Consider the following 14,945-nt stretch of genomic DNA (forward strand, 5'->3'; position numbering starts at 1 on the left):
TAGAGTCGCAAAATCACGACTCTAATTCATAGACTACTAATTGTATAATTGATAAACTTTATTCTAAAATTTGCTGAAAATCATCTAAGTAAAACTTTCTACTTCCATCCGAATTATAATAATCAAAAAAGAAAGTCAACTTATCTACTGTAACATCTAAGTCCTTGTCTGAAAAATCAAAGATTAATTCTTCCCATTGATTAGTCTTCGTAGTTGTAACTGTAACCGCATAGTCATCTCCTGGTATTTCTATTTTCATTTGAACTTGAGCAGCTGAAGCGTTAGGATTGAAATATAGAATTTTAAACTTCCCACTTCTACTGAGGTCAAAATTCGAAATACTACTTGGTAAAGCTCCTACGAGGGAAAGGTTATAATCAGGGCCTACAGTTTTCGTTAATTCACCAACTTTGGCAGAGGAATTACCAGTTGTGTTTGGATTGTTAACTATCGTAGTAGTGCCACCATTCCAAGTCTCAGAAAAAATGTGAGAGCCTCCTTCAAAGTCCTCTAGAATCATTCCTTCATCTAAATTGACAATCCATTTTACTTCTGTACCATCTTCTGCAGTTATTGTATATTCTACTGGGCTAGTGAAATCTTGAGCCACTTCTGAAGCCGGAGAAATACTCGCTCCATCAGATATTCTAATAGTAGGTATTAAACTAGACAAATCTTGACCAGTCTTGACTATTCCTTCCACACTTCCATCAGTAATAGTAGCAGCATCAAATAATTCATCTAATTCGAATGCCAGTATCTTTGCTGTATTTGATGGAAGTACAGATAACATTACTATCCAATTAACTATAGTTCCATCTTCTGATGTAATTACATATTCTACCGGATCAGTAAAATCTTGAGCTACTTCTGAATCTGGAGAAATAGTAGCACCTTCGGAAACTGTAATCTTAGGTTTCAAACTAGACAAGTCCGTACCAGACTTTATTACTCCTTCTACACTGCCTCTAGTGATTGTAGCATCTTCCTGTAATTCATCTAATTCAAATGTTAAAATTTTTGCTCTATTCGAGAGAGCCTCTGGAAGTACTGTTACTATCACTTCCCAATCCTTTGATGTCCCATCTTCAGCAACTACAGTATACTTTACAGCAGAACCAAAATCTCTCTCGACTATATCTTCAGGTGCAATAGTAGCTCCCGCTGAAATACCTACTGTTGGTATTTGAACCAAGTCAGTTCCATAAAGTACTGAGGCCATCACTTTACCTTCCTTAATCTCCACTGCGTCAGCCAATCCTGTCATAGTAAAAGATGTAATTTCAGCTTCATTGCTTAACCTTGACTCCTCATTTTCAGTATCGTTACATGACACTATCATGAAACACAATAACAGGAATATCATTGCACTAATTCTTTCTCCACATAGCATTTGTTTTGACATATTATTCACGTAAATATTAATTAACAAACAGTTTTCTGGTTAAACACCGATGTAAAAATACCTTGCCCCCTTACTACTGAATAATATTATCTAAACAAGAACTAACACTTTCATGAACTCATCTTAGAAGTATCAATTGGCAATTTCAAACTTTAAAATACCAATTATCGATTGTTTTATTTGAGCTTTTAATAAATAAACAATGCTATGCCTTCATTTACTGTGACTTAGTGGTACTGATCATTCTTCAGGAATTGACCATTGCAAATTGAACTAAAATCAAAGTTATTTTGATTGCCAATTGATTCAAGTATCTCAATACTGATCAAAACATTTAAAACTCTAGAATAAGTCTAAAGTCTAATTTTGATTACTAGGTCTCCTAAATACGAATATGGCATTAATGCTACCAGTATATGATTGCAAAGAAGAAACACGCCACTATTACCATGAAGGAAAGTATCCTATAATTATTATACCACTTGACGTGTTTTAGCTGTCTAGACTCTTGATAGAACAGTGTCTTGTCCCAAACCAGCTCTCTTATCTCAGAATCTTTATGAGGTTGTGTTAAGATACTTACCGCTACCATCACCACTAGTGATATCAGCGCAATTAACGGTATCATTAAAAGAAAATGTAACCCTCCTAAAAAAGTTTGGTCTTTGAAAAATAACAAAAGCACTGCTACACCTAATCCACTGATTAAACCTGAAAATGCACCTGTTGCAGTAGCTCTTTTCCAAAACACTCCAAGAATAAAAGCACATACAATAGGTGGAGCAACATAGGAAATCATAGACTGATAGTATTTCACTAAAGTACCAAACCGATCAACATATGGAGCCCAGAGTGCTGCGACAAGCACAATAACTCCTGATGCTATTTGTCCAACTCTTACTAGTTTCTTAGTATCGTTTTCTTCTGCTATGCGGCTATAGAAGTCCATTGTAAAAATGGTGGAGGCTGAATTGATTACAGCACTAAAAGACGACGCCAATGCAGCTATGAGTGATGCTATTATCACCCCTACCAAACCTATTGGCATCAATTCCTTAATTAGCTTTGGATATACCTGATCTGGATTTTTCAACCCTGGATATAGATAACTCGCCCATACTCCAGGAAAAATAAAAATGTACAGTGTCAACAACATTAAAATCCCTGTCAAGAACATCCCTTTGCGTCCATGATCTATAGATTTAGCACTGAGTATTCTCTGAACCAACATTTGATTATTTCCCCAAAAGTACATCGCTAGTACAGGTATACCGACTATCATTCCTAACCAAGGTACAATTGGATCATCCATTGGTCTTACAATATGTAATGTCAATGTATTTTCGAAATTCTTATAAAAGGTCTCCCAACTATCAATCTGCATATAAGCTGCGACCGTCAAGAAAACAGCTCCCGTTATCAAAATAATAGCCTGTATCAATTCCGCATTAATAGCAGAACTCAATCCCCCTGGAATAGTATAAGCCGCAACTACTAATGCAATCACCATTACTATTACTTGAATACTTGCCTCAGGATATATCAATTGTACTAGCATAGCTCCTGCGTAGAGAGTAACAGCCGCATCTGCAAACACATTACTTATAATGGTTATTAAAGAAAAATAGTACTTTGATCTTTTATCAAACCTTCGTTCTAAAAATTCAGGCATTGTATAAACACCTGATTTAAGGTAAATCGGTAATAGAAACCAAGCGAAAAATACCATTACTAATACCGAAATCCATTGAAAATTAAATACTGCAAGACCTGTTGCATAAGCTTCCCCAGACCAGCCTAGTAATGAAGAGCTTGAAACTCCTGCTGCAAAGAGTGACAATCCTACTACAGGCCAACTCATCCCTCTACCAGCAAGGAAATAATCTTCTGAACTACTATTGGAAACATTCTTCAATGCCCACCAAACTATTCCAATTACATACAGGACAATGATTGTCAAATCAACTATATGAAAGTCTATGTTCTCCATAATTCTTTGTTAGTCTTTCATCGTAATAGCATTGTAGTAATCAACACTACACTTTTAGGTATTAATTCTAACTGACAACCTCTTTCAAAGTCTATTTCGATTGTCTCAACCTTATTATAAGAATCTTGGCCTTTTATCTCTTCAAATCTATATTGATGTACAATTCTGTCACCAGATACATTTGGCATTGACCATGAAACACTTCTAATCGAATCACTGTTATTAACGAGTGCAATTGTATAATCCTCGTCCTGCATTCCAGCTGCCAACCTTACTCCATAAGGAATGTCATAACTTGACGATTTCAATATTGTTGACCCTTTAGGAAAATACTTACTCATTAAACTCCATGAATAAAACCATGGACGTATACTTTCATCCTTTGAGTTACCACAGATTTCAGAGCCAAGTATATTCCAAAACCCCCATCGTTTGAGCTTGGATGTATCTCCAGTATCTCCTGAAGTATGCATAGCATCATCTACATCCCAAGCCATCATTCCATCTACTCCAAAGTTCATCATCTGAATGGCAGCATCTACCATATCTACTCCATAATCAAAGTCATAAACTCGCATATTGGAATCTGGACCAGCACAAGGATCTGAATTTACTCTACGAATATTTTCTTTATACTTTTTAGATCCCCAAGGTTCTTTCATTCCTAATTCACCGAGAAAAAACTGTTTGCCAGAAGTATTAACTGCGTCCATGATACTATCCAAAAAAATAGACTCGGCCGCTTTACCATCCCTAACAGCTTCTGTACTTAGATAGGCATGTACTTCATAAATACTTAATATCGAATCAATATCTTCTATTGAATTGATAGTCCACATCCAATCGTGATATTCTGTAATCGGATTATCATAATCTGGAACGGTACCTGGACCGGAAATTGAAATGAATTGATCTAGCCCTCTTCTCACAAGTTCAGCTTGTAACATGACGACACCTTCTTTCCATTCTTCATAATTCCCATTAGTTGACGCCCAATTTCCATTAGGTTCATTGACTAAATTATAATACTTAATGCATGTATATCTTTTTTCAATAATAATAAAGCTCAAATATTCACCTATCATATTGATCCAACGAGGATCGTTTGCTCCTTTGATATGATTTGAAGGTTTTGGTTTAGTATCATAATCGGGTGCCCCCCATTCACCAAACACTACAGTGATATTTCGTTTCTGACAATAATCTAATATTTTAAAAAGCGACTTAATTTCTTGGGTGTCAAAATCCAAAATTGGAGTACCGTCCTTGTTATAACCTTTAAAATACCTCCATGCCGCTTGATCCATTACACGGATAAAAGGTGGACGTTGGATGTCTAACCTAGTCATAACAGTATCCCATTTAGCCTGATTCATTAATTCTCCCCATTCTGCTTCTGGAGAGTCTGCATGAGGATATGCTGACCATTGTACGCCATTCCCAATAAAATCAGTACCTATTATCTGATCACTGTGGATAATAAACATCGGTGATTTGGTTGTTACTTGATCACATGAAAGCACCAACAATACAACTATTATGTAAATGTATTTATTCAACTTCAACTAATTATTGTGATTTCAAACCTGACTAAATATCTACTTTTTAATAAAGTTCAATAAATTATCTATCTGACAAGTCGCTAGACCACAATACTGATCTGCAGCTCCATAATATACATATAACACCCCATCTACAATTACATTTCCTGTAGGAAACACACAGCCTTTGTATATCCCATCAGTCTCATAATCAAATTCAGGTTCCATGATAAAATCAGTTGTACGACCAATCACTTTGGTCGGATCATTGATATCAAGCAAGATCGCACCTACTCTATAAATATCCTTATCATCTACACCATGATATAATGTCAACCACCCGTCCTTAGTCCGTAGTGGTGGTGTAGAACCTCCTATTTTCTTTTCCCAAGACTCTTCTCCTTTAATCAATAGTTTGCTAGTAGAGTAATCCCACTCCATCATGTCATCAGAGAAGGTAATCCAAATCGCCGGATATTCTGTTCCATATTCTTCTCCTACCCATTGTTTTGCCCTACTAAGTAGTACAAACTTCCCGTTTACCTTCTCAGGAAAAAGGATAACATCCCTATCATCAAGATTTGACTTAGTTAACCTTCCTACTTTCTTAAATGACATCAAGTCTTCAGATACAGCAAGTCCAGTATTTCCTATATTCTTACTCAATACAACAGGAGCATTTTGACCTAAATTATGCTCGGTAACTTCGTCATAAGCCAACTTCCAATATTGACCAGGAGCATATGCACGATAAGCATAGGTGACGTAAAACTTATCATCGAATTTGACGATTCTAGGATCCTCTACACATCCTGCATCTGGCCCATCTTCACTTGGAGAAAGTACGGGGCTATCGGATACTCTTTTAAAATTGACACCATCTTCACTTATAGCAAGACCAAGGTGTATTCTATGTTCTATATCGTTTCCTGCAGCTCTATATAGTAAATAGAATCTGCCATCTTCATACCAAGCTCCTGGATTGCAGACTACCAAAGACTCCCAATCATTATCTGGATTTGGACTTAGAATTGGATTGCTTTTGTCTTTTATCAACTTCATATCAAAATCTTTAATCACCATATTCATGGCATTATCACTTCAACAAAAGTATTTCCAGTACTTGGGTAGAACTATTAGCAAAATGTTAAAAACTAATACTATATTGAATTAGAATAGTGTTGATTTAAGATTGAAATAGAATTTCAGCTAAAAAACATACTAATTCATGAAGACTCAACTATTTAACTCCTTGTATGCTTTCAGTTTAATAATTTAACTAATTGATAAGTAATAGCGTCACATTAAAGGAATGCAACTCTTGAATAGGGTCACTCATTAAATCATCATTTTCTGTCTAAATAACATCAGAGCTTTCAGATCGGATTTCATATGTCAATGATCTAAAATTAACATCCATTTCAGTAATCAAAAAACTATAACAGTACTGCTATGTACCTGAATATTATCTTGCTCCAAATTCAATCAATACGATTTACGGCACAAATACTTTGAACCATATTATATGAATTGATGAATCAAAGTATCCCATCTTGACATGAAAGTATTATTTCCAATAATATGCAGACCTCATATTTGTATTACAATGATTAATAATAGAATAATGAAATTGTTTTAATCTTAACTGTTTCTATTCTCATTGAGATATCATCTAATATGAAATACATACTTCCAATCATATCCTTTCTTATGCTGACTAATCCTACTATTGCGCAAAACCCGAACTTTCATATCTATCTATGTTTTGGACAATCCAATATGGAAGGGTCAGCTGAAATAGAAGAACAGGACAAAATGGCCAATAGTCGTTTCAAGGTACTTCAATCTCTAGACTGTGAAAATTATGGATTTACTAAGAACGAATGGAGAATAGCCACTCCACCACTGTCTCAATGTTATACAGGGCTTTCTCCTGCTGACTATTTTGGAAAAACTATGATTGAATATCTGCCTGACAGTATTACTATTGGAATTATTAATGTAGCCGTTGGGGGTAGTGATATACGATTATTTGATAAAGCGATTCATGAAGATTTCCATGATAGTTATAAGGAAGAATGGTTCCGTAAAAAAATTCAAGACTATGGGAATAACCCTTATCAGCATCTCATTAACTTGGGTAAGCTAGCTCAGAAAGATGGTATAATTAAGGGTTTCCTTCTTCATCAGGGAGAAACAAACGCTGGTGATGAACAATGGCCTGTTTATGTAAAAACGGTCTACAAAAATTTATTATCTGATCTCAATCTTAAGGCTAAATCAACACCGCTAATAGCAGGAAAACTCGTCCATGCAGATCAAGATGGGATTTGTGCACATATGAATCCGATAATAGACAAACTACCTCAATACATCCCAACTGCTCATATTGTTGAATCAAAAGATTGTTCAGTAAGAGAAGATAATGTCCACTTCAATTCTAAAGGAGTTAGAGAACTTGGCAAGAGATATGCAGAAACAATCCTGAAGGTTCAGTACGATTATGATCTATAACGAATACGCGAAGGTTTACTTGTAAAGCCTTACTTAGATGAAATATTTGCGTTTTCGATTCTAATTCTTTCTAGCATGGAAAACTCAGTATCAACTTTCGTATTCTTATTAAAAACAACAATAAAAGCATCTGATACATTACACGAGGACTTTAATCTAAGAGCGTCTTCTATATTTTCGAAACTACCAATCGCGTACTTATACCAGTTATCTTCCTGATAGGCTTCTATTTTTAACGAGCCTTTATACCCTCTTCGTTCCAAATCCCGCTTATCCATTGGCTCTAAAGCTGCACCAATCTGGACTCTATATTCTAATTTATCTGTTGGTTTACGAGCAATAACTGGTATTTCATGACTCAATACTTGAGTTTCATATACTTCAGAAGTATCCTTCGGATTCAAAGAGATTTGTTTTGATTGATATCCTTTTTTTGATAAAATCAGCTTGTACTTTTCCCCGACTTTAACTGGAAACTCGTATCTACCTAAGGAGTCTGTTTGAGAGACTAAATCCCTCCCATAATTCGTATTTATTTTCACTTTGACATCAGGCACTGGATTGCCTTGTTGATCATTTACTTCAGCGAAAAACGGAACCTTCAAGTAGGTAAACTTATATATATCATCACTTCCTTGTCCTCCTCTCCGGTTGGAAGAAAAGAATCCTGATCGACCATTGTTTTTTGTGATAAACCCAAAATCATCATATGCAGTATTAATCGGATAGCCGAGATTACTTACCTCTATCTCATTACCCAAACTGACCTTGAAAATATCTAACCCTCCAAGACCTCCAAGACCATCTGATGCTAGATATAATGTAGAGTCGTTCAATAAAAATGGAAATGATTCATTTCCCGAAGTATTCACTTTTGCTCCTAAATTTTTCGGTTCTGACCATTTATCATCTATATAAGTAGACTCATAAATATCGGTACCACCAAAACCTCCAGGCATATTTGATGCAAAGAACAGTTGATTTCCATTCTTGCTAAGTGCAGGATGTCCTATTGAAAATTCATCACTATTAAGTGTTATAGGTATTGGATTTTTAAATTCACCAGCTTCATCTGAGATTTCAAAAATACTTAGCTGATGAATTTTCTCGCCATCTTCCAACTTCTTGTTTTTCTTTTCTACTCGAGTAAAATACAATTTGCCTCCCTGAGAAGAATATACTGCTGATCCTTCTCCAAATTTAGAATTGATATTATTGGCAAATCGCTCTAGCTCTCCTTCTTGATTAATATCTTTTGTATAAAAAAGATCAAAATCATTTGGGTCAGAAGAAGTACTATTTTTATTTGAAACCCAGATTAAACCTTCTTTAAAATATGCTGGGGAGAAGTCACTGCCAGATGTATTAATACGCCAATTGACTATGTTGGTGAATATTGAATCTTGATTTATCTGATCTAAATTAGAAATGGTCTTTAGATAATTCTTTGCTCTAGAGTCTTTGCTCTTGCTCAGCCATTTTGCGGCTTCCTCATACTGCTTACTTACTACTAGCGCTTGTCCAAACTCATAAAGCAATGAGTCACTAATACTATTTTCTTTTAAACTATTAAAAACAGATCTATACTGTACAATCGCACTATCGGGAAGTCCTGAATACTGATAACATCTCGCTAGTTTGATCTGAACATCAAACAGACTATCCACTTTAGATATTGCGCTTTGATAAAGTTTAATAGCTCCTTCAAAATTGTTATTACGATATTCAATATCAGCCAATCTTACTTTTTCAGCTACATTGTATGGTATATTCTGTGCTAATACAGGAAAATAGAAAATTACTATTAGGTAAATTAATAGAGGTCTGCTATTGTTCATAACTAAAAATATCTGGTTGACATATATCTATTGGAAGAGCGCTTAAATGAATACTTAAGCATTACTTCATGAGCTCCATTGCTTATATCGTTTGGTATATCGAAACCATAACCATATGAATAACTGAACATCAATAGATTATTAATTTGAAAACCTATATTGGTCTCTAAAGTATTGAATCGCTGTAATGAAAGTCCAAAAAGCATCTTTTCATCCAAGATCAATGTTGTATTTAAATCAATCTGCAATGGAAGATCAGTAGTGAATTTTAGAAATACATTAGGTTGAAACTTCAAGCGCTGATTAAGATCTAACAAAAATCCATTGTGTAACAAAAAATAGCGTTGCTGCTCATACACATTCACTCCCTCATCCTCCTGAGGTACTAGAAGATTACTAGCAGCTCGGGGTATAGATAGTCCTACATAATATTTCTCATGATATAAGTAAGTTCCAAATCCCAAATTGAAAGCTACATCATTAATATCCTGACCTTGAAAATTTGGATCATTTGGGTCAACTCCTTTTAGTTGAGAAAACCTCTGTGCGTAAAAAGTAGCAGTTGGTTGCAAACCAAAGGAAAGAACATGTTTACTCATATATAACCTATAACTGTAAACAGCCTGAATATTGGTTTCGTTGGTTACACCAAACTCATCATCAGTAACTATCAATCCTAGGGCGATTTTTTTAACACGTAAAGGCGCATGAAATAAAAAAAGTTTAGAAGCTGGCGAACCTTCCACCCCCACCCAATTTTTCTTAAAAGCTATACTGGCTGATAGGAATTTTTCACTTCCTACATAAGCTGGATTAATAAGTAGCTTATTATACACATAGTTGGAATACACTGTATTGTGTTGAGCCTCGACTGTCGTACAGACGATCAACAAAAAGACAAATCCTAATACATAAGATCTTATTCTTTCCATAGCTTCAAATTGGTCTGGTTGATATTATTTTCTGACGACTACGAACCCACTTTTTTTCCCTCTATCACCTCCATAATCGACCCAATAAAAATAAGTGCCATTAGGCAAAATACCTTTTCCATTAAGAACACCAGCATTGGATTGACCACGCCAGACTTTATCCTGATTATTATATCCTCTTTCTTGATAAACCAGAACACCCCATTGGTCATAAATTGAGACTTTGTTATCAGGATATTCTTCCGCCTTTGGAATATACCATTCATCTCCAATAGCATCGCCGTTTGGAGACAAGGCTTGAGAAATAAGATCTTCAATAACTTCCAACTGTATCCATACTGAATCACATAGGGTAATATCGTCAGCATCACAAGCAGTCATTTTCAACCATACCTCCGGCTGTAAAAAAGGGCCTACGTCATAAGAAAAACACTGATCTCCAGGTATCGCATCAAACGTCTGATCTTGATTTGTAGCAAGATTGTTAATTACCACATCGATCAACTTAGTTTGATCAACTGATATATCGAAACACATATCCAGAGATTCCAACTCCAAACTACTCAGTTTAAGTGTATCGATTGGATTACCAATTTCATCTAATATAACAGGAGCATCATTGAAACTTACATCAATAATATAAACTACTGTATCCTTCATAGGAGGAACACCTGTATCGGCAATTACCACTCTCAGACTATCAAAGCCTTCGAAGTTTAAGTCTGGATAGTATGTGAAACTGCCTTCGATTGGATCGTTTAATGAAAAGGTAGCAGAAGATAAGACAGTCAATGAAGTAATTTGTTCGATGGAAAATTTATCGCCCTCGATGTCATTAGCATTAATCGTATAACTAACTTCATCATTGTCATTGATAGATACTCTTACTGTATCTAGTTTATTTCCAGTCGCATCTACAATATTCGGAGCGTCATTAACAGCATTAACATCTATAATGACTGAACCCTGATCGAATAAGGTGTCAGGGCAAGTATTCTTTTTAAAATCAAATGAATTAATAACATATTGAACCGTATCTCTTCCAAAAAAATTGAGATCTGGTTTATAGTCAATACTATCTTGATCGTACAAATTCACTATTCCATTCTGAGGATAACCAGATAGCAATTCAGTAATGAGTATTCCTGTGCCAAATTTTAAATCATTGTCTTGTAAATCAATGATAATAGGTTCACTATCTTCAGAAATCGTGATCAAATCATCTGTAGCTTCAGGGCTGAAATTATCGATTTCTACTGTTCCTGTAACTAAAGCATTGTTTTGATTGCTACTATAATCATAAATTATCCCATCGGTAGAGTTGAAATGCCAAAGTCCAACTAAATCAGATTCATCACCTACAGATTGAGTACACATTAGGCTTTGAACTTCTACAGCGGATAAAGCTTTATCCCAAATGCTCAATTCATCCACTTTACCGTTTAAAAACCGGTCGGTAAAAGCCAATCTAGTATCTCCAATGATCATAGACCCTCCTGGACTATCTCTTAGAGTTGACATAATTCCTGGGCTAGCAGCAGCAAGTGGAACCAAAGCACCATTTACATAAAAATTCACATTACCCCCAACCATACTAGTTGCTGTAAAAGAAACTCCTATATGATTCCAGTCACCTACAGTTATAGCTCCTGATGAAGAGAACATAAATGTATTGAAAACACCTTCACGAAAATACAACTCGCCAGCATTACTAAGCCTTAAACTAAAGGTCTCAATAGGACTACCTCCATTATCAAAGTGCCTCGTCACCAAGACTGCTTCCACCCCTGGCAGTGACTCTACGTACACCCAAAATGACATACTAAAGGAAGTTTGTTGGAACTGAAGCTCATCACTGCTATTGATAGCCAATTCATTTCTTCCAGATTTTAAATCCAAAAAATTGGAATAATAGAATACTGGCATACCTACATCTGCGACAGAAGCTGCACCTTCTGTACCATCTGATGCCGTCACATGATAATAATATTGCTGCCCATTCAATACATCCTTATCCTGATAAGATGGAGTAGGGCTATCTGGAACTACAGCTATCTCTGAAAAAGAGACATTATCATCCGATCTATAAACCTTATATTCTATTACTCCTTCAACTAAAGGGTTTTGTGTCCAAAAAAGCTCATTCTGACCTTCAGATGAAGTCACCCAAAAATCGGTAGGCGCGGAAGGTTGAGCAATCCCAATAATTGGGACTGACAAAAACGCAACTACAAAAACGAACTTAAATTTTCTTGAACACATTTTACCATTATCATTTTACTAGCATAATCCTTCCATCGTAAACATGATTATCAGTGATTATATAATATATATATACACCACTATCCATATTTTGAGTGTCAATCTCAGCTTCATAAGTCTGTCCTTCAAGAACATATTCTTCGAATACTGTGCCGACACCATTTCCGTTCAAATCAAAAAGCTTGATAGTAACTTTCGAGTCATGATCTGGCTCAAATACTATTTTTCCTTTATCTCTAAAAGGATTCGGAACCATTTCATGCTCTAGTACTTCTTCTGGCGCATCATTTACTACTACATTAGAATTCTTTGATGTAGTTGCAAGCCTTGACGCTACAGAAGCTGTGCTTGTCAAATCAATGAAACAACTCTCGCTACAACCATTGTCTAAATCGAGAATTTCAACAATTACTCGAGCTGTACTTCCTACAGGACCTCTAGAGATTGTAATTTCAGATGTACCTGCCCCACTATCAATTGACCAATCTGAATTGTCTATTGTCCATGTATATTCCCCATTACTTAGCTCCGAAACAGATAATAAGTTACCGTTTTCTGCTATCAAACAAGAAGGTTTAGCAGTGTTATTTCCAACTTCTAGACTCACAGAGTTTGAACACCCATTTATTGTACTGGTAGCTTTAACACTATATTCTCCTACAATAAAGGATTGGGTAATCGTGAGATCTTTTTTATCCAAAGGAGAATGAAAGAACTCAGTCCCTGGCACAGGTATAGTCCACTCATAAGTCAAATCTGTAGTCGTTGTCGTGGGACTCAATACCAAGCCACCAGCTTCAACTGTGTAACAAGTATGATTTGCATCTTCAATAGCCAAATCTGGAATGGCTTTATCCTCCTCGACTGTAATATCATCTTTATTAGTACAGCCATTAGTTGGATTCTGAATCGTTACCTCATAAGTTCCTTTTTCACTAGTAGTAAAATCAGAATTTGAAGAACTGAAGCTTCCTGGTCCCGTCCAAGAATAAGAAACACCTACTACAGACGATGATGCTGACACACCCACCTCATCTACTACACAAGTGATAGTACCTCCACCTGTGATATTAACATCTGGAGCTATCTTATCTTCTCTAACTGTCACTGTTGGATCAACGCTACATCCGTTCAATAAATTGGTAACCTTAACCTTGTATGTACCTGATTCTGTAACTTCTGGATCTTCAATACTAGTCTCAAATCCACCAGGACCAGTCCAAGCAAATGAAACCTCTTCCTCTCCTAAATCTGTTGTAAGATCAATGGTCAATTCTTGGTTTGAACAAGTTATTAGTCCGTCAACTGATAATTCAACATTTGGACCTACAAGGTCACTTTCAACTTCAACAGTTTCTGTAGTCTTACATCCATTACTTGGATTGGTCGCAGTGACTTCATAAGTGCCTGTCAATGTAGAAAATTTAACTTCAAGGTTTTGCTCATCTAATTTACCAAGGAACAAATCATGTCCATCTGGCACCTTCCACTCATATGTCAAATCTGCAATCGTTGACGTTGGACTCAATATTAACCCTCCAGCTGCATCAGTAATACATGTATGGTAAACTTCCTCTGCAATCGTCAAATCTGGTCCGTCTTTGTCTTCACCTACTTTTATATCTTCAGTAACTGTACAACCTGAGACTGGATGAGTAGCTACTACTTCGTAAGTACCAGCTTTAAATGCTAATGGACTTGAATCTGTACTGCTATAACCTTCTGGACCTGTCCATGAATACGTGACTCCAGTGGTTGTCGAACTCACTCCTAGGGTTACTTCATCAGTGACACAAGTCAAATCTCCATTTACTGATAAAACAATGTCTGGTTTAGTTAGACCATCTTCCACTTCTACGGTTTCTGTAGTCTTACATCCATTACTTGGATTGGTCGCAGTAACTTCATAAGTCCCTGTCAAACTAGAAAGCTTAACTTTAAGATTTTGTTCATCCAATGAACCAAGGAATAAATCATGTCCATCTGGCACCTTCCACTCATATGTTAAATCTGCAATCGTCGACGTTGGACTCAATATTAATCCTCCAGATGCATCAGTAATACATGTATGGTAAACTTCCTCTGCAATCGTCAAATCTGGTGCATTCTTGTCTTCACCTACTTCTATCGTCTTGCTATCGGTACAGCCTGATTCAGGATGAGTAACTACTACTTTGTAAGTCCCTGCTTTAAACGCTAATGGACTTGAATCTGTGCTGCTATAACCTTCTGGGCCTTCCCATGAATACGTCGCTCCGGAAGTCGTCGAACTTGCACTTAGTGTCACTTCGTCTACTATACAACTCAAGTCGCCGCTTACACTGACAACAATATCAGATGGCTTACTCTCATCGTATTCTACTTCTATCGTCTTGCTATCGGTACAGCCTGATTCAGGATGAGTAACTACTACTTTGTAAGTCCCGGCTTTGAACGCTAATGGACTTGAATCTGTGCTGCTAT

At 36.1% G+C, this 14,945-nt stretch carries 9 protein-coding genes; 1 reads left to right on the top strand and 8 read right to left on the bottom strand.

The window, feature by feature from the left end; genetic code table 11:
* Positions 1-58: 58 nt before the first annotated feature.
* From DKG80_RS14345 to DKG80_RS14360, 4 genes are all read right to left on the bottom strand, one after another.
* Positions 59-1,405, bottom strand: coding sequence for a DUF5018 domain-containing protein (locus DKG80_RS14345; protein WP_109832039.1), 1,347 nt, complete (start codon positions 1,403-1,405; stop codon positions 59-61).
* Positions 1,406-1,811: 406 nt separating this feature from the next.
* A complete protein-coding gene (locus tag DKG80_RS14350; protein ID WP_109832040.1) occupies positions 1,812-3,395 on the bottom strand; it encodes a sodium:solute symporter in 1,584 nt (527 codons plus the stop codon).
* A 17-nt stretch (positions 3,396-3,412) separates the two neighbouring features.
* Positions 3,413-4,954, bottom strand: coding sequence for a hypothetical protein (locus DKG80_RS14355; protein ID WP_162555899.1), 1,542 nt, complete (start codon positions 4,952-4,954; stop codon positions 3,413-3,415).
* Between the two features lie 39 nt (positions 4,955-4,993).
* On the bottom strand, positions 4,994-5,998 hold the full coding sequence (locus tag DKG80_RS14360) for a glycoside hydrolase family 130 protein (RefSeq protein WP_109832065.1): 1,005 nt from the start codon (positions 5,996-5,998) through the stop codon (positions 4,994-4,996).
* Between the two features lie 615 nt (positions 5,999-6,613).
* Here DKG80_RS14360 and DKG80_RS14365 point away from each other — a divergent pair.
* Complete coding sequence (locus DKG80_RS14365) at positions 6,614-7,450, top strand: sialate O-acetylesterase (RefSeq protein WP_109832042.1); 837 nt, start codon at positions 6,614-6,616, stop codon at positions 7,448-7,450.
* Between the two features lie 29 nt (positions 7,451-7,479).
* Here DKG80_RS14365 and DKG80_RS14370 read toward each other — a convergent pair whose 3' ends face one another.
* The 4 genes from DKG80_RS14370 to DKG80_RS14385 all read right to left on the bottom strand — a co-directional run.
* Positions 7,480-9,288, bottom strand: a complete 1,809-nt coding sequence (locus DKG80_RS14370; RefSeq protein ID WP_109832043.1) for a carboxypeptidase-like regulatory domain-containing protein — start codon at positions 9,286-9,288, stop codon at positions 7,480-7,482.
* Positions 9,289-9,290: 2 nt separating this feature from the next.
* Positions 9,291-10,220, bottom strand: a complete 930-nt coding sequence (locus DKG80_RS14375; protein WP_109832044.1) for a PorP/SprF family type IX secretion system membrane protein — start codon at positions 10,218-10,220, stop codon at positions 9,291-9,293.
* 24 nt (positions 10,221-10,244) lie between these two features.
* Positions 10,245-12,482, bottom strand: a complete 2,238-nt coding sequence (locus tag DKG80_RS14380; RefSeq protein WP_109832045.1) for a LamG-like jellyroll fold domain-containing protein — start codon at positions 12,480-12,482, stop codon at positions 10,245-10,247.
* 10 nt (positions 12,483-12,492) lie between these two features.
* Positions 12,493-14,945: T9SS type A sorting domain-containing protein (locus DKG80_RS14385; protein ID WP_162555900.1), on the bottom strand; the 2,453-nt coding region annotated here is incomplete at its 5' end.

Source organism: Reichenbachiella versicolor, from assembly GCF_003171675.1.
GTDB lineage: Bacteria > Bacteroidota > Bacteroidia > Cytophagales > Cyclobacteriaceae > Reichenbachiella > Reichenbachiella versicolor.